General features: G+C 43.3%; 28 protein-coding genes. 3 read left to right on the top strand and 25 right to left on the bottom strand.

Annotated features, from left to right (window positions below):
* Positions 1-24: 24 nt before the first annotated feature.
* The 19 genes from FJR71_RS07640 to FJR71_RS07560 all read right to left on the bottom strand — a co-directional run bounded on the left by FJR71_RS07640 (position 25) and on the right by FJR71_RS07560 (position 8,282).
* Entirely contained in the window at positions 25-339 is a 315-nt protein-coding gene (locus FJR71_RS07640; protein WP_140814485.1) for a hypothetical protein, read from the bottom strand.
* Positions 336-578, bottom strand: a complete 243-nt coding sequence (locus tag FJR71_RS07635; RefSeq protein WP_140814484.1) for a hypothetical protein — start codon at positions 576-578, stop codon at positions 336-338. Before FJR71_RS07635 ends, FJR71_RS07640 begins: the two co-directional genes overlap by 4 nt.
* 10 nt (positions 579-588) lie before the next feature.
* Complete coding sequence (locus tag FJR71_RS07630; RefSeq protein ID WP_140814483.1) at positions 589-1,011, bottom strand: DUF7448 domain-containing protein; 423 nt, start codon at positions 1,009-1,011, stop codon at positions 589-591.
* A gap of 1 nt (position 1,012) precedes the next feature.
* Positions 1,013-1,318, bottom strand: coding sequence for a DUF1372 family protein (locus FJR71_RS07625; RefSeq protein ID WP_140814482.1), 306 nt, complete (start codon positions 1,316-1,318; stop codon positions 1,013-1,015).
* Between the two features lie 84 nt (positions 1,319-1,402).
* Positions 1,403-1,825 carry a RusA family crossover junction endodeoxyribonuclease gene (locus tag FJR71_RS07620; RefSeq protein ID WP_140814481.1) on the bottom strand — a complete coding sequence of 141 codons (423 nt, stop codon included), beginning with the start codon at positions 1,823-1,825 and terminating at the stop codon, positions 1,403-1,405.
* Position 1,826: 1 nt separating this feature from the next.
* Positions 1,827-2,159 carry a hypothetical protein gene (locus FJR71_RS07615; protein ID WP_140814480.1) on the bottom strand — a complete coding sequence of 111 codons (333 nt, stop codon included), beginning with the start codon at positions 2,157-2,159 and terminating at the stop codon, positions 1,827-1,829.
* 1 nt (position 2,160) lies between these two features.
* Complete coding sequence (locus tag FJR71_RS07610; RefSeq protein ID WP_140814479.1) at positions 2,161-2,949, bottom strand: DNA cytosine methyltransferase; 789 nt, start codon at positions 2,947-2,949, stop codon at positions 2,161-2,163.
* Positions 2,950-2,958: 9 nt separating this feature from the next.
* Positions 2,959-3,378 carry a single-stranded DNA-binding protein gene (gene ssb, locus FJR71_RS07605; RefSeq protein ID WP_140814478.1) on the bottom strand — a complete coding sequence of 140 codons (420 nt, stop codon included), beginning with the start codon at positions 3,376-3,378 and terminating at the stop codon, positions 2,959-2,961.
* Between the two features lie 77 nt (positions 3,379-3,455).
* A complete protein-coding gene (locus FJR71_RS07600) occupies positions 3,456-3,791 on the bottom strand; it encodes a hypothetical protein (protein WP_140814477.1) in 336 nt (111 codons plus the stop codon).
* Positions 3,792-3,793: 2 nt separating this feature from the next.
* A complete protein-coding gene (locus tag FJR71_RS07595) occupies positions 3,794-4,822 on the bottom strand; it encodes a DUF1351 domain-containing protein (protein ID WP_140814476.1) in 1,029 nt (342 codons plus the stop codon).
* A gap of 9 nt (positions 4,823-4,831) precedes the next feature.
* Complete coding sequence (gene bet / locus FJR71_RS07590; RefSeq protein ID WP_140814475.1) at positions 4,832-5,629, bottom strand: phage recombination protein Bet; 798 nt, start codon at positions 5,627-5,629, stop codon at positions 4,832-4,834.
* Complete coding sequence (locus tag FJR71_RS07585) at positions 5,626-5,805, bottom strand: hypothetical protein (protein ID WP_140814474.1); 180 nt, start codon at positions 5,803-5,805, stop codon at positions 5,626-5,628. The genes bet and FJR71_RS07585 overlap by 4 nt, the downstream gene beginning before the upstream one ends.
* Positions 5,806-5,808: 3 nt before the next feature.
* The gene (locus FJR71_RS10180) at positions 5,809-5,940 is read right to left on the bottom strand and encodes a hypothetical protein (protein ID WP_281281326.1); all 132 of its coding nucleotides are present in this window, start codon (positions 5,938-5,940) and stop codon (positions 5,809-5,811) included.
* 10 nt (positions 5,941-5,950) lie between these two features.
* Positions 5,951-6,217 carry a hypothetical protein gene (locus FJR71_RS07580; protein ID WP_140814473.1) on the bottom strand — a complete coding sequence of 89 codons (267 nt, stop codon included), beginning with the start codon at positions 6,215-6,217 and terminating at the stop codon, positions 5,951-5,953.
* Complete coding sequence (locus FJR71_RS07575) at positions 6,217-6,474, bottom strand: hypothetical protein (RefSeq protein WP_140814472.1); 258 nt, start codon at positions 6,472-6,474, stop codon at positions 6,217-6,219. The genes FJR71_RS07580 and FJR71_RS07575 overlap by 1 nt, the downstream gene beginning before the upstream one ends.
* Positions 6,475-6,697: 223 nt before the next feature.
* Complete coding sequence (locus FJR71_RS07570) at positions 6,698-7,054, bottom strand: HTH domain-containing protein (protein WP_140814471.1); 357 nt, start codon at positions 7,052-7,054, stop codon at positions 6,698-6,700.
* A gap of 20 nt (positions 7,055-7,074) precedes the next feature.
* Entirely contained in the window at positions 7,075-7,218 is a 144-nt protein-coding gene (locus FJR71_RS09990) for a BOW99_gp33 family protein (protein WP_172605123.1), read from the bottom strand.
* 71 nt (positions 7,219-7,289) lie between these two features.
* Positions 7,290-8,015, bottom strand: a complete 726-nt coding sequence (locus FJR71_RS07565; RefSeq protein ID WP_140814470.1) for a phage antirepressor KilAC domain-containing protein — start codon at positions 8,013-8,015, stop codon at positions 7,290-7,292.
* Between the two features lie 54 nt (positions 8,016-8,069).
* Positions 8,070-8,282 carry a helix-turn-helix domain-containing protein gene (locus FJR71_RS07560; RefSeq protein ID WP_140814469.1) on the bottom strand — a complete coding sequence of 71 codons (213 nt, stop codon included), beginning with the start codon at positions 8,280-8,282 and terminating at the stop codon, positions 8,070-8,072.
* 155 nt (positions 8,283-8,437) lie between these two features.
* Between FJR71_RS07560 and FJR71_RS07555 the strand changes: the two genes are divergently transcribed.
* The 3 genes from FJR71_RS07555 (at position 8,438) to FJR71_RS07545 (ending at position 11,342) form a co-directional block, all read left to right on the top strand.
* Positions 8,438-9,181: a helix-turn-helix domain-containing protein gene (locus FJR71_RS07555; protein ID WP_172605122.1), complete on the top strand. Its 744-nt coding sequence runs from the start codon at positions 8,438-8,440 to the stop codon at positions 9,179-9,181.
* Positions 9,182-9,228: 47 nt separating this feature from the next.
* Positions 9,229-9,783: a hypothetical protein gene (locus FJR71_RS07550; RefSeq protein ID WP_140814467.1), complete on the top strand. Its 555-nt coding sequence runs from the start codon at positions 9,229-9,231 to the stop codon at positions 9,781-9,783.
* A 116-nt stretch (positions 9,784-9,899) separates the two neighbouring features.
* A complete protein-coding gene (locus FJR71_RS07545; protein ID WP_140814466.1) occupies positions 9,900-11,342 on the top strand; it encodes a recombinase family protein in 1,443 nt (480 codons plus the stop codon).
* A 64-nt stretch (positions 11,343-11,406) separates the two neighbouring features.
* Here FJR71_RS07545 and comGB read toward each other — a convergent pair whose 3' ends face one another.
* From comGB to pbp1b, 6 genes are all read right to left on the bottom strand, one after another.
* On the bottom strand, positions 11,407-12,429 hold the full coding sequence (gene comGB, locus FJR71_RS07540) for a competence type IV pilus assembly protein ComGB (RefSeq protein ID WP_140814465.1): 1,023 nt from the start codon (positions 12,427-12,429) through the stop codon (positions 11,407-11,409).
* Positions 12,371-13,312 (bottom strand): competence type IV pilus ATPase ComGA, encoded by a 942-nt coding sequence (comGA, locus tag FJR71_RS07535; protein WP_140814464.1) that lies wholly within the window; start codon positions 13,310-13,312, stop codon positions 12,371-12,373. Before comGA ends, comGB begins: the two co-directional genes overlap by 59 nt.
* Positions 13,313-13,418: 106 nt before the next feature.
* On the bottom strand, positions 13,419-13,796 hold the full coding sequence (locus FJR71_RS07530; protein ID WP_006595139.1) for a DUF1033 family protein: 378 nt from the start codon (positions 13,794-13,796) through the stop codon (positions 13,419-13,421).
* 205 nt (positions 13,797-14,001) lie between these two features.
* Positions 14,002-17,655, bottom strand: coding sequence for a DNA-directed RNA polymerase subunit beta' (gene rpoC / locus FJR71_RS07525; protein WP_061564643.1), 3,654 nt, complete (start codon positions 17,653-17,655; stop codon positions 14,002-14,004).
* A gap of 151 nt (positions 17,656-17,806) precedes the next feature.
* Positions 17,807-21,376, bottom strand: a complete 3,570-nt coding sequence (rpoB, locus tag FJR71_RS07520) for a DNA-directed RNA polymerase subunit beta (protein ID WP_125335657.1) — start codon at positions 21,374-21,376, stop codon at positions 17,807-17,809.
* A 421-nt stretch (positions 21,377-21,797) separates the two neighbouring features.
* Entirely contained in the window at positions 21,798-24,239 is a 2,442-nt protein-coding gene (gene pbp1b, locus FJR71_RS07515) for a penicillin-binding protein PBP1B (RefSeq protein WP_140814463.1), read from the bottom strand.
* Positions 24,240-24,343 lie beyond the last annotated feature (104 nt).

Raw genomic sequence — 24,343 nt, 5'->3', positions numbered from 1 at the left:
ATCTATGCTCCTGTCTTGATGTTTTTACCAGGTTATGTGTATCTTCTTATTAGAGACATATTCCTGTCCTGTGAATATGTTTTTAGAATAAGTTAATTGATACCCGACTGAAAAGCCGTCTCCAAGTCGCTCTCTTAACATTTCTAATGTTCTTTCGTCGCATAATCTACGTTGTAGATATTCGCTCTTGACTGACATCGCATTGATTAGGTGTCCTGTATATCCTTTTTGTGCAGACACTTTGATTTTATGCTCAAGGTCGTACTCTTTAAAGTAGCGCTCAAACCACTTAGCGTGGCTTTCTGAGCTAAGCTGTTGTACTTCATCAAACAATGTCATTTTAACCCCAATCTATTATTGTCTAACATGTAGCCCTCTATGGTAATTTCCTCAGGTTTATCGGTCCAATTATTCATGATTTCAACTTGATAGGTGATAGAGGTAATAATATAGGCTTTACCTCTCCTATCCTTAACTGTCGTGATAGTGACCTGCTCTTTTTTTTGCCATTTCAGACTCTCATCATAAGCCTTAGAGAAAGCCCTGGTAAACATCTTTTTACGTTGTCGCTTGTTCATTGGTTGCCTCCTACGCTTTCACTACTGGGAAATGAATGTCACCAATCACTAGAGAGCCTACGCTGTAATAATAGCCATTATGCTCTGCTTTACAGTTGGCAATAGCTACAGGGTTCTGATTGTGGAAGATAGTTACTTTGTTTTTATAACCTATTCCCCAGTGGTCAGTGATTTCTTTAGGGTTGCCAATTTTAACATCAGTAATCACAGCGTCAAGCGATACATCTTGGAACTCCCCACCCGCTGAGGCACAGCAATCACTTTCAGACATTTCAATAGTGACCTTTGTGCCATCTTCAAGTAACAGAGAGTCTTTGTCCCATTTCACGATACGCTTGTAGAGTAACAACTCTTTAAGTTCTTCCAATGAGCCATATCTTGCATTTTCCCAATCGGGCTCGTAGTAGTTTGGTAGCTTAATAGTTTCTGTCATCTTAATTACCTCTTTTCTTCAAATATTCTGGAATTTCATCGCCAACTTTTAGGCTCTCATACTGATCCTTAGTCACTAGAAACTTACCATAAGCCCCTGCTGTGACCGTGTATCGCCCCTCTATGATTTCCTTGTCTGTGATTTGCCCTGCCATCATACCGCCAGCGTTGTCCACAACGTGGATGGTTATGGGCTGTTTTTTAGGCTGAGGATTGACTGGCGCTACGTTCCCAAGTACTGCACCGACGACAAAGCACATCATGCCTAAGATTGTGGTAAAAATCAGTTCTTTTGTTTCGTCACTCATCATGGTCCTCCATATTTGCGATCACTGCTAATACAATGACACAGCTGATAAAAAATATTAGTATCATTCCCATTTTTGTGTCTCCTATTTGTTGATTTTTTCGATTTCTACCTCAATTCTAGGATTGAGGCTGTAAAACTTGCCAACGTCATGCAAGGCTATCTGACCATCGTCCTTAAAGACGACCCCTGACATACTGTCATATAGAGCTTTCTCATAGTTGTCAATGTCAGGCTTTTTGTCTACTGGAATGATTTCATCCAGGAGGGCCTGTTGGTTCTTCTTAATCTTGGAAATATACTGAGGAGGCTTGATGTAAAATCTAAGCTTTGCCCTCAAAGCTCCCTCAAGAATAGGCTGGCCCATGTACTGATTAGCAATGAGCAGCTGGCAATGATTGCGCCAGACTTTCATGCCCTTATCTTCGTAAGTCGTGGTAAAACTCCCACGTCTTGCAAACCTTGGCCGTGATTGAGGCTTAGGCTCAATGTTCAGGGTTAATTTCATCCTAACTAAGCTCCCCTCTCAATCCACAGAGGTCAAATAGATTTCGCTTGTTGTTCTCAATGAACTCAAAGAACTTCTGAAGCTCGGCCAAGTGGCGTTTCTCCCTCTTGACTCCAAGGCTCGTATGATACTCTGTCGGCGTTTTCGGTGTTACCCTGATGTCTAGCCAATAGAGTGGCTCAAATACGTCGCCATTTTCATCTAAAGATGGCTCTGCGTCCTGGTTTCTAAAAACCATCTGCATATCATATTCAATCTTGTTTGTAATCGTGATATTTTTATCCACGATTTCGAGTGTGATTGTTGTTCCTGGGATGTCGATTTTATTTAGCATGTTATTTCTCCTGTAAAAATTTATTGTAAACCTTGGTAAAAATCTCTATTACCAAGGTTTGCGGTATATTTGACCGCTCATTATAGGACTTAGAAAAATGTTTCCACTCTACATCTTGCTTGATGATGTCATTTTTCAGTCCCAAATCAAGATTACTAGCAAACTTTGTGGGTTTCTGCAAAGGGTAGTCATAATTGTTGTAGCGTGTGAGATTGAGATGTGGGAGTTTGAAATCCATGACATCCTCAATATATTTCCACAAGCGCCCACTTGCCGGGTTCTCTATGATGAAATATTTAGGGTTATACCGCTTGATGATCTCAATGGTATTGAAAGCACAAAGCTCCCCATTGACTCTTTTCATAAATTGACGATCATACTGATAATTTATATAGGCTTTCTCGTAGTCAGAGGCGTTCCTAATCGTAAACATGCTAGGCTCCCTTTGTGGAGCAAAGAGGCTATCTGAGAGGTCTTCTTGTTTCCAGCAAGCGTTACCCTCGCACATAGCACTAGCATTACTCCAGCTTTCACATGGTGGGCTAGCTATTATCAAATCAGGTTTTGGCAACTTGTCTAGTTTGTCAAAAAGTGTGTTGTCTCCAAACAAGCGCCCGTAGTCAGCAAGGTTCAAATTTATAAAATGATCGTTCTTGTTTTCTATGTCTATTCCGATTGGATAGATGTCAATGTTCGCCCCCCCCGAACCATTCAGAGCTTTCACGCCTTTTGTGTAGCTACCGTTCCCACTATCGAATAACGCCCAGACAGTCATTTTTCTATCTGTCATCGATACCCCCTAAAATGGTAAATCATCATCTGACAAATCAAGCGGATTAGCACCTCCAAATGGCGAATTATATCCGTTCGATGGGTTGCTATTTTGGTTGTTTTGATTGTTGTTGCGTTTTTCCAACAAAGTCACGGTTTCGGCGATCACCTCGGTAACATAGCGACGCTCTCCGTTTTTCTCGTAACTCCGAACTTGTAAGCGTCCTGTGATCCCAATAAGAGCACCTTTGCTACAATACTGAGCGATGATGTCAGCCGTACCACGCCAAGCTTGAAAGTTGATAAAATCAGCCTCACGCTCTCCATTCTGGTTCTTGAAGTTGCGATTTACTGCCAGCGTTCCCTGCAAACTAGATACGCCGTTGGGTGTTTTGCGTAGATCAGGAGCTGCTGTTAATCTTCCAACCAGCACTACATTGTTAATCATCTGATTTGTCCTTTCCAGCGCTACGTTCTCCTAACAGGTATCCCAAGAGTAACCATACTACTGCCATTCCAATTTCCTTAAACAACATCATTTTTTTCCTCCTTATTTGGATTTTTCCACCATTCGACCAGTTCGCTATTATGGGCAATCAGGTACTCGTCAAAGTCTTCAAATTGACGGATGGCCCATTTTAAGCGCTGGGTGTCTTCGCCACGCCGTGAGCAATACCCACTCACTTTAAAAATTGGGGTAATATCGCTCGCACTGCTACGGCTTAGATCGTCAATATTCAGAGTTTCATAAGTCTTCATCTCAAGATCCAGGATAAACTCATCACCGAGATTGTGGATGACTTGCAATCTCTTGCCGTCAGAGTAGAGGGCTATGCTGCTTGAAATTTTTCTAATTTCCATGTCTACCACCCGTTCTGTTCGTTTAGCTCAGCTTGAGTCAATGGCTCAATACGTTGATAACCGCTGACCTGGTAATTTGTCTTATGTTCAAATCCTGCTTGAGCGAGTGCTGTCTTAAAATGATCCTTTTCGTTTGTGCTTGTAAAATACACTTCAAGGGTCATTTTTTGAGTGTACCGTTTCGGCTCGTTTTCAGCCTCTCTCAGCTCGTTTTGAGTGTTCTGGGGGATTTGCCCGCCGTCCAAGATTTCGCCTGTTTCTGGGTCAAAATTGGCGGTCTCTGTCGATTTTGGAGCTTGCTCCTCTTCTTTAGCCTCTTGAGATGCTCGAAGTCGCTCAGCTTGTTCTTGAGCTAGTCGCATTTCTGCTTTTTGTTTTTCGAAAACATAGTCAGACTTGATTTGTTCAAGCACCTCTACAAGAGTAAGGTCCCGTAGCATGCGGATGTATGGTTGATCAGTCATACCGTACTCCGCACATTGTCCTGAGATGGTTGCTTTTGCTTTCTCTAGCTGTTGTTGGCTCTGGTACTCAAATGTAACCATGTCATCAAGTGATTTCATTGTGGTTTTCTTGAGCGTCACGCCATCTGCCATAAAGTCGCTGGCCTTGATGTATTCTGTAGCCTTTTCGTCGAAGATCCGAGGGTCTAGCATATACTCAGCCGATTTATTAGCTAAGTAGCTCTTGACTGTATCCAAGCGGACAGCTTTTTGATGATCTTCAAATTCCTTGACATCATTTGCAATCTTGTTAATGACATCGTCCATAGGCTCGCTGGTGTCCTTGATGTACTTATCAAATTCATCAGCCGACTGAGACAGTTCACGCTTGATCTTGATGCGCTCATCGGAGATCTGCTTTTTCAATTTCCGCAAGTCCGCTAATACCTGCTTGTCATCTTTGATGGTTGCAGCAGTCACAGTATAATCCTTATATTTGGCCACTACCTCGCTGATATTTTGCTCAAACTTCTCACGGTCAATGATCTCAACCTGTGCCTGTGTTACTTTTACTTGTAATTCTTGCATGTTGTCCTCCTAGTATTCAAGCTCACCGTCTAGTAGCTCGCCCTGTACTGGTTCCTCGACGGGGTCAGGGGCTTCATCTGCTGTGTAGGCTGTCTCATTCAGCTTGCCTTGTTCAGCTAACTTAGCTTGTTGTGCTTTAGCCTCGTTGAGTCTACGCTCTAAGATTTCCTCACGGCTTTCTTGTGGTTGTGGGGTGACATCTTTAGGCTCTCGTAGTTCGTCCGCCTCATAAAGCCCACCTAGTTCATTTGGGAAAGCGTTTCTCAAGGCTGTTACTAGTGCTACTTTGTGTATCATGACAGCTGGTTTTTCGTCCCATGTGTTAGGCTTGTTTTCTTTGCCATATTGGTTGATTTTTCCCTCTTTTCTGATTTTGGAATTGTCATATTCAGAAAATGTCACTTCTGCTTTTGTTGGATGTGTACGGTCTTTTCGGTAGACTACCGCCCAAGCCCCAAGAATTTCTGCGCCTCGTGGCAAAAAAGCACCCTCAGACCGTTGGATTTCTCCGTCTTTTTCATAGATAATGCCTGAGTCCATGCCGTCAAATTGAGGGTGAGCATCAGCTTTTTTCTGAAATGCTTTTAGGGCTACGACAATTTGAGCTGGTTGATTGCCGTATTTGATAAAATAAATCTCTTTGGTGAACGGGTTTAGGTTTTGAACCCGTGCCTGAGCGATAAAATAAGCAAGTTCCTCATCACTGGCTTTTCCTTGTGGGTCAAGATACTTTCTGACAATCCCACTGGTCAAAGTCTGTGGGTTTTCTAAAAAGTTCTTTTCCGCCGTTTGAATGTCGTTAGTCATCTTCTTCTCCTTTTGGTCTGTTTCATGTTCCAAATCTCACGTTTCAGCCGTTTGTTTTCCTGGCTAAGTGAGATAATCTTGTCTTGTTGCTCGTTGACGATTTCGCCCATCTCATAACAGAGTCCCTGGTATCGTTTACGCCAATAAGCGTCATTTTCGTAGCATTGCACTTCCATAGGCTACTCATCTCCTACATAAATCCATTGACCGCCTCTGAATATCCATTCATCAGGGTCACGCTCCTCACGTTCCAGAGGAGTCTGCAAGTAGTCACGATCATAGTCAAAGGTTCCAAATAGTCCTCTGTCCATGTGAGCCTCCTTAGTTATTCATGTTCTCATATACATCAATGAGACGCTGTTGGACTGCCACTCTATCAGCGTAGTGCTTGCATTCGTATCCTAAGCGGATATTATCTTCTGAGAGTTCTCGCATGATTGCATTTTGTTTGCGAATGACTTCTTGTAGCTCTCGTACCTGAGCTTGTAGTGTGCGGATATCAATCAAACTGCCACTGTGCTGTACTGGTTCATCTTCGTTTTCATTGAAATAGTCCAAATTTAATAGTTTTTTGATTTTTTCTAACATTATTCGTCTCCCTCTTCGTCGTCTTCGCTAGCTAGATTTGAGTTGATAGCTTGTTTTGATGTTTTGCCGTCTAGTACGTCCTGGATAGCATGCGATACGTTGTGTATCGTTTCCAATGTATTTTCTAGTATCGCTGTCTCAATCCCTTTAGATCCAATGATTGCTAGCGTTAGCATCCCAGTCATTGCGATACCGTGTAGATCTTTTTGTAACTCTTGGATGCGTTCAATGGTTTTGATGTTTTCGTTTGAAGTCATTTTTTTGTCTCTTTTCTTTTTTTATTTATAAGTACTAGTTTGTTGTCGGTTAGTACTTGTTATTAAGTTAGTGCCGTAGGCTTAGATTGTTGTATAGTTAGTACTTGTTATATAGTTAGTACTTATTAGGGGGCAGTTTTTAACATGGCAATTTTTAACATGGCAATTTTTAACATGGCAATTTTTAACATGGCAAAATCTTCCAAGTGTAAAATAACCCTATCTAAATACCTGTGGATAACTCATCTGTTAGCTTACTTTTTAAGTACGTTTTGTAATTCTCTGTCATTGGACTGTCTGAGAAGAACCTTTTAAACTCTGTTCCGTTTCCTCTTCCGTGACTAATCCTCACAGATAACAAGTACCCACATTGTTCTAGTATCTTAAAATGCCTATCTACTGTCCGTCTGCTGATGTTTAATCGTCTTGCGATTTCCTCAGGATATACAACCCAGTCGGGCTTATTAGTCAGAATTACTGTTAATATCCCGATTGTTGCTGGCTCAAGCCTACTGTCCTGTGTAAATGCGTTATTTAACGCTGTGTAGTTTTCTTGAGTGTTTCTGATTATATATTGCATACCCCATATTTAAGCCCCTTTCACGTCCGTTTGTGCATTCCTCGGATGATGTCATAGTAAGAATGACCAGCAGGAATTACATATCCTGTAAGGTCGTCTAACTGTGATCCATCCGCCATGACATTTGAGATGCGTGGCTCCCATTTCTTTTTTACTGATTTCATGATATAATTACCTCGTAAAGTATTTTTCTTAGTCCCTCAATGGAATTGCCGTTCCTTGAGGGCTTTTTGTTTTAACCTGGTAGCAATTCCTGGTTAAGAAATTTATTGATGAAGTACTGCTGGCCCTTGCCAGTTACAAGTGGCGTTTTGCTCACTGTGATGTGGCCGTCAGCGTGCGTGATACTTGTTTCTTTAACCCGAATAAGCCCCATCTCTACACTCTTCTGTGTTGGCATGTTCCAATCACGTCCGTTGCGTTTAATTAGATATCCATGAGCTCGTAACCAGCTAAACAAGCGAGTTGCTCCAATATCTACCCCATTTTGCTTGAGTAGCTTGGCAAGCTCTCCGACCAATATAGATGTGTGACTAGCACTGACTGCCTCTGCAAATAGCACCTTGGGTCTATCAGCTTCTATCTGGGCCTCTAGCTTGTGGACCTTCTGATCAGCCATAAGCAAGGCTCTTGCCATGATTTTCTCAGGGCTATTGAAGTCTTTTTCAACTTGGATAAAGTATTGTCGGACTTGCTTGCCTCGTTCTGTTCGCTGGATCATAGCAATTTCTTTTGCCATGTCTAGCTTGATAATGTGGTCTACTTTATTGTGACCTCCTCGACCTGTTTGCTGCTCATTTTTGAGAAGCAAAAAATCTTGATTTTCTGCAAAGCCATAGTCAATCATTCGATTGAACCAGTCGGCATATTTCGTTTTGACTTCCAGCGCCTCATGTAACTGTCTACCAGATACTACAGGCTCGTGGTTGTCATTGAGTGTAACATTGATGAGTTCGTTCATGTGATCTCCTTTCTAAGTTGTCGTTTTCGCAACTTTTAGAGTAAAAAAATACTACTAGAAATCTTCCATCTTGACACCTAGTAGTTCTGCTAACTTGCTTGCTTCTGAGAATGTAAAATCTCTACCACGGTATCGGTTAAGTTTCATGCTTAACGTTGACTTATCCATATCTAATTTTTCAGCAATATCTTTCTGCTTCAACCCTTTTGAAACTATAATTCCTTTTAAATTATGATATGGTTTATCTAGCACTAAAGCACCTCCCATGTAACCCCTCCTTTCTAAGTTGTCGTTTTCGCAACTTTGTTTTATGAGTCTAGTATACACTGTATTTTTTTCGTTGTCAACAACTTTTTTTATTTTTTTCCAAAAAATTTGCGATAACGCAACTTTTATGGTATTATCTTAGTAGATAAGGAGTAATGATCATGATAGGAAATAGAATAAAAGAGCTTAGAAAAAATAACGGCCTAACTCTTGAAGAGTTGGCTGATGCGTTAAATAAGAATTACCCTGATACTATCAACTTCAATAAGGGAAAAATTTCTAAATGGGAAAATAACAAAGAAGAGCCTAGACTTTCATCTGTTAAAATCCTTGCTGATTTCTTTGATGTGCCATTAGATTATTTTAACGGTATTGATTTAGCTCAGGCTGAAATATTACCCATCTACAGCAAACTCTCAAGAGATAGACAAGAAAAAGTTTTGTATTTTGCTAAAGAGCAACTTGAGGAGCAAGAGGCTTCCGTTGTTCCCTCTATTTTTGAGAAATCTCAAGATGACAATTACATCACTGACTACGTAGAGGGGTTAGTAGCTGCTGGTCATGGTACTTTCCAAGAAGACAATTTACACATGGAAGTTAAACTCAGAGCCGATGATGTCCCTGAAAAATATGATACTATAGCTAAGGTTGCTGGTGACTCAATGGAACCACTTATAGAAGATAACGATCTATTATTTATTAATATTACTAGTCAGGTAGACATCAATGACATTGGTATCTTCCAGGTAAATGGCAAAAACTTTGTTAAAAAACTTAAAAGAGATTACGATGGTTCCTGGTACTTACAAAGCCTTAATAATAGCTATGAGGAAATCTATCTAACAGAGAATGACGACATCCGAACAATCGGAGAAGTAGTTGAAATTTACAAAAATTAAAAAGATGTGCAATTACTGAACCACACTAAAAGCTGGGAGGTATTTTTATGAAAAAGGTTAAAGTTTTTATAGCAGGATTTTTAGCGTTGGCTGCACTCGGTTTTGTTTTACAGGCTTTAGGATTAGCACCTAAAACCAAAGCTCCTGAGGCTCCGAAAGTGGCAGCCAAGAGCTCGACAACTAACGAGGTAAAAGAGAAACCATCAGAAAAATCATCAGAGACATCCGAGGCTACTACCGAGGCTAGTTCTGAAAGTGATGACAAGTTGCCGAAAATCTCAGCTGATCAGATGGCTAGTTTTATTGATTACTTTAAGCAGGATCTGACGGACAAAGGTGTAGATATTTCTTCTTACACATTCCACAGCAAGGATACCATCCTCTACGTGAATGTGCCTAATGACTACAAATACTACTCTAAAACTGATTTACAAGCCTTTGCGGATGGATTGCAAGCAAAAGAGCATGAAGCCTTTAACGTTTGGGCTGGCATCAATGGGGTTGATTTTAAATCATACCCGATGATACACATCAAAACAGATGATGGTAACTCTCTTGTTTCCCAGAAGATGAACGGGAAAATGGAAGTGAAAGTGAAATAAAAAAAGCCCCACGCTCAAATTTTGGTCGAGGAGAGCGTGAGGCGTGATGTATAGTAAACGGCATTAAAAAGCCCGTTTTACTATACCCATTTTATCAAAAAGGGGGTATAAAAGCAATGATATCAACAAATAAGGTAGCTATCTATGTCAGGGTATCGACAACAAACCAGGCTGAGGAAGGCTACTCTATTGACGAGCAAAAAGACAAACTAACAAGCTACTGCGATATTAAAGACTGGAGTATTTACAAGATCTACACTGACGGAGGTTTCTCAGGATCCAACACGGAGAGGCCAGCGCTTGAACAACTTATCAGAGATGCTGAGAGCAAGCTGTTTGACACAGTGCTGGTCTATAAACTGGACCGCTTGAGCCGTAGTCAGAAAGATACGCTATTTCTGATCGAGGACATTTTTGTCAAAAATGGGATAGAGTTTTTAAGCCTGCAAGAGAATTTTGACACCTCTACCCCTTTTGGTAAGGCTATGATAGGACTGTTGAGTGTGTTCGCCCAGCTTGAGAGGGAGCAAATCAAGGAACGGATGCAGTTAGGCAAGTTGGGCCGTGCTAAGTCTGGTAAGTCTATGATGTGGGGCAGAACTTCCTATGGTTATGATTACAAAAAAGAAACAGGTTCCCTGATTATAAACCCAGCACAGTCGCTAGTGGTTAAGTACATTTTTGAACGATATCTGGCAGGTAGGTCTATTACTAAATTAAGGGATGACTTAAACGAGAAGTACCCAAAAGAAATTAGCTGGAATTATAGAGCTGTCAGAGGTATCCTGTCAAATCCTGTCTACTGTGGATATAATCAGTACAAGGGCCAGCTATTTCTTGGAGATCATGAGTCCATCATCTCAGAAGACGTGTACAAGAGGACGCAAGAGGAGCTAAAAATCAGACAGAGGATTGCTGCAGAAAAGACAAACCCCAGACCATTTCAGGCTAAGTATATGCTGTCAGGGCTTGCACAATGCGGGTATTGTCACGCACCTCTCAAGCTAATAATGGGCGGTATCCGCAAAGATGGCACTAGATTTATTAGATACGAATGCTACCAGAGACATCCAAGGAAGACGGCTGGGGTCACTGTCTACAATAATAATCAAAAATGCCACTCTGGAGCTTATGACAAGGACGAATTAGAGAAATATATCATTACAGAGATAAGCAAGCTACAGCATGACCAGAGCTACATTGAACAACTATTTAGCACCCAATCAAGCACTATAGACCGTGTTAGCTATCAGAAACAAATTGAGGATCTGACTAGGAAAATAAGCAGGCTAAACGACTTGTATATTGATGACCGCATCACCTTGGATGAGCTACAAAAAAGGTCATCAGAATTCATGACGATGAGGATGGCACTTGAAGAAGAACTAAAAAATGACCCAGAAATAAAAGGTCAGGAACGAAGAAATGATATAAAACAGATACTAGACTGTGAGGATATCGCAAGCATTGATTATGATAACCAAAAGACCATTGCTAGGGCCTTGATTGATAAGGTGCAAGTGACATCTGAGAAAATTGTCATAAATTGGAGAATATAAAGAATTTTACTATCCTTCATTTCAATCAGAGTAAAAGCTTTTACCTTGAGTGTGCGCAATGATTTCATAAAGGAACCTCCAAATTTTCATAAATAGGCAGCAACATGGCTGCATAGAGCAAAACAATCATAAGAGCAACAAAGACAAAGACCAGTGGTTGGACGACATTCATGGCCTTGTTCAAACGATGGAAAAAGCCTGCCCAGGTCTTGTCTGCATAGATTTCCAACTCACTACCGAGCTTGGACTTGGCCTCCCCATATTCAATCATGAGGGCCAGCTCTCGTTTAAAGAAAGGATAAGTCTGAATATGGTCAGAAAAAGACCTGCCACGAGCCAATGCCCGTTCTAAATCCTGTCCAATCTCTCGAAAGAGACGGGAACGTTGCCCCTGCATCACAGGAAAAATTTGATTCAGCTCCAACCCTTGGGCAATCATACTTCCCCATTCTCGAGCATAAAAAGCTGTCAGATAATCCTGTAGGAAGGGGCGAAGAAAAGGAAGTCTAGCCAAAGATGAAACCAGGGCCAGCCGCTTGGCACGACGGCCTAGGAAAAGGAGCATCAAAACTCCAATCGTCAACACCACACTCCCTAACAAAACATACTGGGGAAAAACACTGATCAGTCGTGTCGCCCCATTTTGACTCTCCAACTGAGGCAAGAGATAATTTTTCAGCCCCAGCATAATCAAGATCAAAAATCCCAACAAGAGCACGGGATAGGTCGCCACCTCAACTAGTTTCTTTCGAACCTGGGTCAGATTTTCCAAGTAGCTACGGATTTTTTCCAAACTTAAGGTAACATTTCCATGCTGCTCTGCCAGTGCCAATTGAGTCGTTACCTGATCGGAGAAACCTAGATCAGAGAGAATGGCTGACAGGGGCTTCCCGTTGGCAAGTCCAGCTTGCATTCTTTCAACAAAATTGGCTTCTACCAATTGACTGCGCCGAAGAAAGTCGATGACCTCTGATAGATGAAAGCCACTACTGTAGAGATTGTGAAAGAGCTCAATGACATGTTCTTGCTTAGCAATCGATAATTTTTTCGGCTTGCGCCTGATCCAGCTCAATATGTCCCGCTTCATAAAGCGCGTCCATTTGCTGGTTCCACTTTTGACTGGAGTGGTTTTGGTAATCTTGGATGGCAAAGTCAGTGACACCTCCTCCCTTTATCAAACGCTGGTAACATATCCCTTGAAGGACAATCCGTAACTCCTCCTCACTCACCCCCAACTCCAATAGGCGTTCATAAACCCCAGGAATGCTCTTGGCATGGATGGTGGAAAAGACTGTCACACCTGTCAGACTAGCCCGAATAACTGCGCGAGCTGTCTCCGTGTCACGGATTTCTCCGATGAGGAGGAGATCTGGGCGATGACGCAGAGACAGTTTAATCAAGCTATCATAGGTCATGCCAATCGCTTCATTGAGTTGCAGTTGCAGCATCTCTTCTTGCTTAATTTCTACCGGATCTTCAATCGACATGACTTGTTGCCCCGAAAATTTCTTCTTGGCTAGGGCATGCATCAGTGTCGTCTTCCCCGATCCGACTGGACCTGCAAATAAGTAGAGCCCCCGCTTACTCACCTTCTCTTCTAGCTCTTGAAGTTGGTCGAACCAGAAACGGAGCTCCCGGTCCTCATTGTGGAGCAGGCGAATGACCAAACTCTCATATCCCCTATAGTCTCCCACAGTAGACAAACGTAAGGACAAGACCTTATCCCCTAGAGAATAGTCACAGGAGCCCAATTGACTCCGGCGCCTTTCCCCCACATTCATCCCTGCCATAAACTTAAAATGGCTGACGACCGCTACCATTTGTTCTTGCTGATAGGTCTCGATAAAGCGTCGCTCATCCCCTACCCTTAGAAAGAGCTGATAGTCTGACGATCGAGGAACAAAATAAATATCCTGAGCTTCGGCATTCGATGCCATTCGAATTATAGATTGTGCAATTTCTTGAACCATATTTCCTCCTTTCACTATATAATTCGCAAATAATTGGCCAACTAGCGCTGAATTTAGAAAAAAGAGCAAAAAAAAAGAAACTCAACTGCATATTGAATTTCTCTTCCTATAGATTATTGCTCTCGTAGTCTAGCTTACAAGAGCGATGAGCCGTGTGGGCATTCTCTTTTTCGTAGCCTGGGCGGCGCTTGCTTCTCGGTATCTTCTGATCGTTTTCTAATAAGGCGACTGAATGATATTGTTGCACATATTCCGCACATTCTTCACACCAGCGCTGATCCTCAGGATCCCAAAAAATCGTCATTAAATCACTTCTACTTTTAAATAATGGAGATTGCTCTCTTAAAAGTAACCATTGGCGTTTGTAGTATTTTAGGGCTTCATAATAGTCATCAAAACTCTGACTAGTGACAATGTCCTTCTCCCAATCTTCTAAAAACCACCAGGGTTCGTAATCCCCATACATTTCAATTACTTGATACATATTTCTCTCCGTCCTTTGTATCCAATATTATATATAAAATCCTTTGATAATAAAAGAATTCTGCTTATGAAAGAAAAATACAGTAAATTTCCCGAACATTTTCTCCATTTTATTTCAAAATATACCCCGACGAAGGAAAGTCAGGCTATTTTTTGACACAAACAAAAAGAAGCCCTACTGATAATCAGTAAAGCTTCTTTTGGGATTAATTTTCTTCCACTACAGGTGATTCAACCATTTCGGTTGCTTCTTCTGTGACTGGAACTTCTTCGATAATTTCGACTTCATTGACTGCTTGTGGTTCCAAGTTACGGTAACGAGCCATACCTGTACCTGCAGGAATAATCTTACCAATGATAACATTTTCCTTAAGTCCAAGGAGATGGTCTTTCTTACCACGAATCGCTGCGTCAGTGAGGACACGAGTTGTTTCCTGGAAGGAAGCCGCTGACAAGAAACTATTGGTTTCAAGAGAGGCTTTGGTGATTCCCATAAGGACTGGACGAGCCGTCGCAGGAACCCCACCAGAAATAACCACATCACGGTTGGCATCTGTAAAGTCTGTGATATCCATGAGAGTACCCATGAGAAGGTCTGTATCTCCTGGATCCATAACGCGAACCTTACGGATCATTTGACGCACCATTACCTCGATGTGTTTGTCGCCGATTTCTACCCCTTGGCTACGGTATACTTTTTGTACTTCCGCAAGGAGGTAAGTTTCAACTGACAAGACATCACGAACGGCAAGGAGACGTTTTGGTTGGATAGATCCTTCTGTAAGAGCCGCACCACGAGAGACTTGATCTCCCACTTCGACTTTCATGCGGGCTGTGTAAGGGACAACGTATTCTCCCTCTCCAGTCGCACCACGTACAAAGACTTTCTTGGTCCGTGTAGAAGCATCTTCTTCAATGGCTGTGACTTCCCCTTTGACCTCAGTGATGACCGCTTCCCCTTTCGGATTGCGGGCTTCAAAGATTTCTTGGACACGAGGAAGACCTTGCGTGATATCAGTATTTGAGGCAACCCCACCCGTGTGGAAGGTACGCATTGTAAGCTGTGTACCAGGTTCCCCGATAGATTGGGCAGCGATGGTTCCGACTGCTTCACCAACCTCAACCGCATCACCAGTCGCCAAGTTGATACCATAACAGTGACGGCAGACACCATGACGAGTGTTACATGTGAAGACAGAACGGATGGTCACTGCTTCAACACCTGCATTGACGATGTCACGAGCGATATCTTCTGTAATCAAGGTATCAGGACCAACGATGACTTCTCCTGTTTCAGGATGTTTAACAGTTTTCTTGGTATAACGACCTGTCAAACGTTCTTCCAATGGTTCAATCATTTCTTTACCATCTGTAATAGAGGTAATGAGAAGTCCACGGTCAGTTCCACAGTCATCTTCACGAATGATCACATCTTGGGCAACGTCAACCAAACGACGAGTCAAATAACCTGAGTCGGCTGTCTTAAGGGCCGTATCGGTCATCCCTTTACGAGCACCGTGAGTAGAGAAGAACATTTCGAGTACTGATAAACCTTCGCGGAAGTTTGATAGGATCGGCAATTCCATGATCCGTCCGTTTGGAGCGGCCATCAAACCACGCATACCGGCAAGCTGTGAGAAGTTTGAGATGTTACCACGGGCTCCAGAATCCATCATCATAACGATTGGGTTCTTCGGATCTTGATTATCAATCAGACGTTTTTCCAATTTCTCACGGGCTGCACGCCATTCAGCTGTAACCGCATTGTAGCGCTCATCATCTGTAATCATCCCTTTACGGAACTGTTTGGTGATTTGTTCTACACGTTTGTGAGATTCTTCAATGATTTCAGCCTTGTCTTCAACAACTGGAATATCGGCAATCCCCACTGTCAAACCAGCAAGGGTTGAGTGGTGGTAACCTAAGTCTTTCAAACGGTCCAAGAAAGCAGATGTTTCTGTTGTACGGAAGCGTTTGAAGATTTCTGCGATGATATTTCCAAGGTTTTTCTTCTTGAATGGAACGTTTAATTCCAATTTCTCAATCGCCGCTTTGACATCTTGACCAGACTCCAAGAAATACTTAGCTGGAACGCCTTCTGTCAAGTTGGCATTATTTGGCTCTTGAAGATATGGAAGTTCTGCAGGCATGATATCGTTAAAGAGGATCTTACCAACAGTTGTCAAGAGAATCTTGTGTTGTTGCGCTTCTGTCCATGGTTTGTTCAAGCTATCCGTCGCAATTCCGACACGAGTATGCAAGTGAACATAACCATTGCGAAGGGCCATGACCGCTTCATCACGGTCTTTGAAGACCATTCCTTCGCCTTCACGACCAGCTTCTTCCATAGTGAGGTAGTAGTTCCCCAAAACCATATCCTGAGATGGGGTAACGACTGGCTTCCCGTCTTTCGGATTCAAGATGTGCTCAGCAGCCAGCATCAAGATACGAGCTTCTGCTTGGGCTTCTTCTGAAAGCGGTACGTGGATGGCCATTTGGTCCCCGTCAAAGTCGGCATTGTAGGCTTCGCAGACAAGTGGGTGCAAGCGAAGAGCTTTCCCGTCAATCAAGACAGGTTCAAAGGCTTGGATCCCCAAACGGTGAAGGGTCGGTGCGCGGTTCAAGAGAACTGGGTGTTCTTTGATCACTTCTTCCAAGATATCCCAGATCCGCTCATCTCCACGTTCGACCAAGCGTTTAGCGGCTTTTACGTTTTGCACGATGTCACGCGCAACGATTTCACGCATCACGAATGGTTTAAAAAGCTCGATGGCCATTTCACGTGGCACACCACATTGGTACATCTTAAGAGTTGGACCAACGGCAATAACGGAACGTCCTGAGAAGTCCACCCGTTTACCGAGCAAGTTTTGACGGAAGCGTCCTTGTTTCCCTTTGAGCATATGGCTCAAAGATTTCAGTGGACGGCTACCTGGTCCTGTGATCGGACGACCACGACGACCGTTGTCGATCAAAGCATCAACGGCTTCTTGGAGCATCCGTTTTTCGTTTTGCACGATGATACCAGGGGCATTCAACTCAAGCAAACGTGCCAAACGGTTGTTCCGGTTAATCACACGACGGTATAGGTCATTCAAGTCAGAGGCAGCAAAACGGCCACCATCCAATTGGACCATCGGACGAAGATCTGGTGGAATAACGGGAAGGATGTTGAGAACCATCCATTCTGGCTTGTTGCCAGATTTGTAGAAGGCATCTAAGACATCCAAACGGCGAACTGCCTTCACACGTTTTTGACCAGTTGCAGTCTTCAATTCTTCTTTCAAGACAGCAATTTCAGCTTCCAAATCCACTTGTTTCAAGAGGTCTTGGATCGCTTCTGCCCCCATCTTAGCTACAAAAGAACCTGGTCCGTATTCGCGCAAGCGTTCACGGTATTCACGTTCCGTCATGATGGATTTGTGCTCAAGCGGTGTATCTTTTGGATCAATGACCACGTAAGCTGCGAAATAGATGACTTCCTCAAGGGCACGAGGACTCATATCCAAGGTCAATCCCATACGAGAAGGGATGCCTTTGAAGTACCAGATATGTGACACAGGCGCTTTCAACTCGATGTGTCCCATGCGTTCACGACGAACTTTCGCACGTGTTACTTCCACACCACAGCGGTCACAAACGATCCCTTTGTAACGGATCCGTTTGTATTTTCCACACGCACATTCCCAGTCTTTTGTCGGTCCAAAGATGACTTCATCAAAGAGACCTTCACGTTCTGGTTTCAATGTACGGTAGTTGATTGTTTCAGGTTTCTTGACCTCTCCATAAGACCATGAACGGACCTTGCTTGGAGAAGCTAGGGTGATTTGCATACTTTTAAAACGATTTACATCAACCACTATTTCTTACCTTTCTTTATGTTCATTATCGATTGTATGTTCTTCTGCTTTTTGGCGAAGGAGAGAAGGAACTTCCTTCACTCCTTCAAGCCTAAAGCTTGGGGGTAGAGAACCTTCTCAGGTTTTCTTCCCTCTTGAACTACATATTTTATTAATCTTCTTTCCCTTCAGCTTCGAAAGCCGCGCGAGCTTCCTTGGCTGCTTTTTCACGTGCTTTTTCTAGATCATCTACGTGGATGACATCGTCGTCTTCCCCTTCGTCAAGATCGCGAAGTTCGACTTCTTTGTCATCTTCATCTAGGACACGCATATCCAATCCAAGTGATTGCAATTCTTTCACGAGTACTCGGAAGGACTCTGGCACACCTGGTTTTGGAATTGGTTTTCCTTTGGTAATCGCTTCATAAGCTTTCAAACGTCCGTTGACATCGTCTGACTTGTAGGTCAAGATTTCTTGAAGGACATTAGACGCACCATAAGCCTCAAGGGCCCAAACTTCCATTTCCCCGAAACGTTGTCCACCAAACTGAGCTTTACCTCCGAGTGGTTGTTGGGTAACCATTGAATATGGTCCGACAGAACGAGCATGGAGTTTATCATCAACCATGTGGTGAAGCTTGATCATGTACATGACACCGACAGAGACACGGTTATCAAATGGCTCACCTGTACGACCATCATAAAGAATGGTCTTGGCATCGCTATCCATACCTGCTTCACGAACAGTATCCCAGAGGTCTTCTGAGCTTGCTCCGTCAAAGACTGGTGTTGCGATGTGGATGCCCAAGTTACGAGCTGCCATACCAAGGTGAAGTTCCATAACCTGACCGATATTCATACGTGATGGCACCCCAAGTGGGTTCAACATGATATCAACCGGTGTACCATCTGGAAGGTAAGGCATGTCTTCAACAGGAACAATACGGGATACAACCCCTTTGTTTCCGTGACGACCAGCCATCTTATCTCCGACGCGGATCTTGCGTTTTTGTGCGATGTAAACACGAACCAACATGTTCACACCCGATTGCAATTCATCTCCGTTTGCACGCGTAAAGATCTTAACATCGCGAACAACACCATCTCCACCGTGAGGTACACGAAGAGAAGTATCACGCACTTCACGAGATTTATCTCCAAAAATAGCGTGGAGGAGACGTTCTTCAGCAGAAAGGTCTTTTTCACCCTTCGGTGTCACCTTACCAACTAAGATGTCGCCTTCTTTTACTTCCGCACCGATACGGATAATACCCATTTCGTCAAGGTTTCTGAGAGCATCTTCCCCAACGTTTGGAATTTCACGAGTGATTTCTTCAGGGCCTAACTTAGTGTCGCGCGTTTCTGATTCGAATTCTTCCAAGTGAACAGATGTGTAGACATCTTCTTTCACCAAGCGTTCGCTCATGATAACGGCATCCTCAAAGTTGTAACCTTCCCATGTCATGTAAGCGACGATTGGGTTTTGACCAAGGGCCATTTCCCCTTTTTCCATCGATGGACCGTCTGCGATAAAGTCTCCTTTTTCAACAACGTCACCAACTTTTACAAGAGTACGTTGGTTGTATGCAGTACCTGAGTTTGAACGACGGAATTTTTGGATGTGGTAGACATCAAGAGATCCATCTTTACGACGAACTTCTACCTTATCCGCATCTGCATAGCTAACTTTACCATCATGTTGCGCAATGACTGCAGCTCCTGAGTCATGAGCTGCTTGATATTCCATACCAGTACCCACGTAAGGCGCTTTTGGATCGATCAATGGCACAGCCTGACGTTGCATGTTCGCACCCATGAGGGCACGGTTGGAGTCATCGTTTTCCAAGAACGGAATACATGCTGTCGCAACGGCAACTACTTGTTTTGGAGATACATCCATGTAGTCGACTTGATCAGATGGAAACTCTTGGTTGTTACCACGGTGACGTCCCATAACGATTGGCTCAGCAAAACCACCTTTTTCGTTCAACTTAGAGTTGGACTGGGCTACGATGTACTCATCTTCTTCATCAGCTGTCAACCAAACGATTTCGTTAGTGACCACACCTTTTTCACGGTCTACTTTACGGTATGGCGTTTGGATGAATCCATACTTGTTCAAGTGTCCGTAGGATGACAAGTTGTTAATCAAACCGATGTTTGGTCCTTCAGGTGTTTCGATTGGACACATACGTCCATAGTGAGTGTAGTGCACGTCACGGACTTCGTATCCAGCACGGTCACGTGTCAAACCACCAGGCCCTAAAGCTGATAAACGACGTTTGTGAGACAACTCAGAAAGTGGATTGTGTTGGTCCATGAACTGGGACAATTGTGAAGAACCAAAGAATTCTTTGATCGCTGCAGTCACTGGACGAATGTTAATGATTTGTTGAGGTGTTAATACTTCATTATCTTGAACAGACATGCGTTCACGAACATTACGTTCCATCCGTGAAAGTCCAAGACGCACTTGGTTGGCAAGCAATTCACCAACCGCACGGATGCGGCGGTTTCCAAGGTGGTCGATATCATCCACGCGGCCAAGACCTTCAGCCAAGTTAAGGAAGTAGCTCATTTCAGCAAGGATATCGGCTGGAGTGATGGTACGAACCTTATCATCTGGATTAGCATTGCCGATGATAGTGACAACGCGATCTGGATCTGTTGGTGCCACAACCTTGAATTTTTGAAGAACGACTGGTTCTGTCAATACTGCCGAATCATTTGGAGTATAGACAATCTTGTTCAGATCACCATCCAAATGTTCTGAGATGCTGTCGATGACATCGCGTGTCATCACGGTACCAGCTTCTACAAGGATTTCTCCCGTTTCAGCATCTACCAATGGTTCTGCGATCGTTTGGTTCAACAAACGGTTCTTGATATTGAGTTTCTTGTTGATCTTGTAGCGACCAACTGGGGCCAAGTCATAACGACGTGGGTCAAAGAAACGGGCTACCAACAAGCTACGTGAGCTTTCCGCTGTTTTTGGCTCACCTGGACGAAGACGCTCATAAATTTCTTTAAGAGCTTCATCTGTACGAGAATCCATTGGATTTTTGTGGATATCTTTTTCAACAGTGTTGCGAACTAATTCACTATCCCCAAAGATATCAAAAATCTCGTCATCCCCAGAGAAACCAAGGGCACGAACTAAGGTCGTAAATGGAATCTTACGCGTACGGTCGATACGAGTATAAGCAATATCTTTTGAGTCTGTTTCAAGCTCTAGCCAAGCTCCACGGTTCGGAATAACCGTTGATCCATAGCCAACCTTACCGTTCTTGTCCACCTTATCATTGAAGTAGACACCTGGTGAACGTACGAGCTGAGATACGATGATCCGCTCTCCACCATTGATGATGAAGGTTCCCATCTCAGTCATGATTGGGAAATCACCAAAGAAGACTTCTTGAGTTTTGATTTCGCCTGTTTCCTTGTTGACCAAGCGGAAGGTTACAAAGATTGGGGCAGAATAGCTCGCATCATGGATACGTGCTTCTTCCAAGGTATACTTTGGTTCTCTGATTTCATAGCCGACGAATTCCAACTCCATTGTGTCTGTGAAGTTCGAAATTGGCAATACATCTTCGAAAACTTCTTTCAAACCATGATCCAGAAAATCTTTAAATGAATCCGTTTGGATTTCAATCAAATTTGGTAAATCAAGAACTTCTTTGATTCTTGAAAAACTACGACGGGTCCGATGTTTCCCGTATTGAACGTCATGTCCTGCCAAAGTTTTAACTCCTTTTCTATACTAGGATACCAGCTAGGGGAAGGCCCTCTCTGAAAATCCGGTTTCTAGATCGCTTCTGACCACATCAGAATAGTTCTGATCCAGTCGAAACGATGTTATGAAGGGGGTGTGATCTACATCACGTGAGAAGAAATCTCCTCCGTATCATTCATCCTTTTTGGAATTTTTAGAAAGATTAAGTTTGTGTGACAAATCTGTTTGTTTCTAAAAATAGGCACAAAAAGAGCAGCTAAATCGACTTTTATAAAGTTTGATTTAACTGCTGTAAGCTTCTATTTGGACAATATTTCAAATAAAGCACACGACAAATTACTTGTCCTTATTATATCGTATTTTCACAAAAAACACAAGGTTTTCTCTAGACATGAAAACGATTTTATGGTATTGTCCCTGATAATTTTTACCGGTTTTGTCCACTCGATGATGAACTGCTTGGCGTACTAGTATTGCCTGTCCGATTGCTATTGCGATTCCCATTGGAAGTCCCCGCTGAACCTCCTAGCATTCCAGCCCAAGCACTAGCATAATCATTATCTGATCCACCAATAGCAAAACGGTAGGTCGTTTGTGGAGCACCATTTTTAGCCCAATAGCTGGTAACTGTCGCACCCGACACATCGATGTCACGACCATTGACATTGACACGACCAGGTCGTTGTCCTGTAGCTTTCAGAACAGTCGATGAAATGACACTACTATCTAGGGTGAAGCGGTCTTGTACTCCCCAAGCATTTGGATCCGCCTGGTAGATAGAATTGGCTAAATAGGCCATGTAGCTTGCGTTGTTGTTGTAACCTGTCAATGGAGCCATAGAAGCATTGTTATCGTGTCCAATCCAGCCACCTAAGGTGAGATTTGGAGTAGACAGAATGAGCCACATATCTCCATTCTCATTGGTAGTTCCGGTTTTCCCGATCCAATCGGCATTAGCAAGGGTTGGGTTGACCTGGCTGATCCGGCTCTTGAAGGTCGTTGTTGCACCGGAGCTGATGACACCTCTTAACAGATCCTGCATGATAGTCGCAGTTGCTGCTGAGTAAACTCGAGTTGGTTTGCTTTCGTGCTGGTAAACAACTTTTCCGTTTTGGTCCATGATTTTTTCAATCATGTAGCGTTTTTGATAATTCCCATTATTGGCAAGGGTTTGATAACCGTTTGTATGTTGGGCAACGCTTACTTCGATCCCGCCTCCCATTGGCAGACTTTCAATGCCGTACTCAGCGATATCGTAGCCCATTTTTTCCATATATCCAGGTACATCGACACCCTTTTCGCGGAGAGTACGATAGGTCCAATAAGCTGGGATATTCCATGAGGTATTGAGGGCCTCTCGGAGGTCCATCATACCAGTTCCTCGGTTATCCACGTGCATAATTGGCTCTCCACTAGAGAAGTTGGTTGGGTAATTGGAGACGATGCTATTGCTTCCCATCAAGCCTTGGTCAATGGCAATTCCATAAGCCAGCAAGGGTTTAATGGTAGAACCTGGAGAACGCTTTGTATCAAAGGCATGGTTATTTTGATTCCCGTCAAAATTCCGTCCCCCAACAAAGCCAAGAATCGCTCCTGTTCGGTTGTCCATGAGGACATTCCCGACTTCTACCGTACCCGTTCCATCGTCCAAGATACCGCCATAATTGGCAACTGCTTCTTGCATGGCATTGTAGATAGCTTTGTTGATAGTGGTCTGGACCGTATAGCCACCCTCTCTCAATTCCTTCTTCGCCAACTCTTGATAAGATTTAACTGTCGAATTGTTTTTTAGGTCTTGGCTAGAGACGTTGTCTCTCTTAATTAGATACTCATACATGGCATCTTCCGCTTCGCTAACAGCTTGGAAATACAAGTAGTCGTGCGGCGTCTTCTCGATGCCATTTGACGGAAGGAAATCCTTGCTCAAATCATATTGACTGTATTGGTCGTACTCTTCCTTGCTGATAGCCCCTGTCCGGTACATGTTGTACAAGACATCCTTGGCACGGTCCAAGCCTAAAGCTTGATTTTCCGGAGTCTTGAGGCTGCCATCAGAGGCGTAAGGTGAGTAGACAATTGGACTCTGTGGCAAACCAGCAATGAAGGCTGCTTGTGGGATGGTCAAGTCTTTGGCAGAAACACCAAAAATCCCTTGAGCTGCAGCTTCCACTCCTGCAATATTTTGTCCCCGGTTGTTTCGACCAAATGGAGAGACATTGAGGTAGGTCGTTAAAATTTCGTCCTTATCCATTACCCGCTCAAGAGCAAGGGCATCAATAATCTCAGCGGCCTTCCGTGAGAAGGTCGGTGCATCTCCCACAACTTGTTGTTTAATCAACTGTTGGGTCAGTGTCGAACCCCCACTAGAAGAACCGACTCCAGCAACTGAACCCAAGGTGGCCCGGATTACTGCCTTTGGAACTACCCCATTATGACTATTAAAATTCTCATCCTCTGTGGCAATAACAGCCTTTTTGACATTGTCCGAAATCGCATCCTTTTGGACAGGGATCCGAATCAAGTCACTGTCAATATCAGAAATGATGCTTCCATCTGAGTAGGAAATCTTTGAAACGCTGGAAATATTTCGTACTTGTTGAACCAATTGGGTCGGATCCGGTGTCTCTGTCTCATTAAATAGGCTGGCTGCATAGCCAATCGCGATCCCTGCACCAAACAAGAGACCACCTAAAGCAAACACCAATAGCACATCCCAAAGGAGTTTCATCGTGCGGAGAATCGTTGCTACGAAATCTCCTAGTGACCAACCCTCCTTGTCTTCCTTCTCATCGACTTCAACAGTCATCTTGGCAAAGAAGTCTTTTATTTTCTTCCCGCACTTTGTAAAAAATTCTCTCATTTGACTCACTCTATTTCTCCTTGTCCTTCCTATTATACCAAATGGACCTCTTTCTTTTCAATTCCTAAAGTTGAGAACACCGTTTCCAACTGGATTTTTTTCGTCCTTTCATT

Origin of the sequence: Streptococcus xiaochunlingii (assembly GCF_006385805.1) — a bacterium.
Taxonomy (GTDB): Bacteria; Bacillota; Bacilli; order Lactobacillales; family Streptococcaceae; genus Streptococcus; species Streptococcus xiaochunlingii.
Note: the sequence above shows the minus strand (reverse complement) of the source record. Positions and strands in the feature narration are given on the sequence as shown.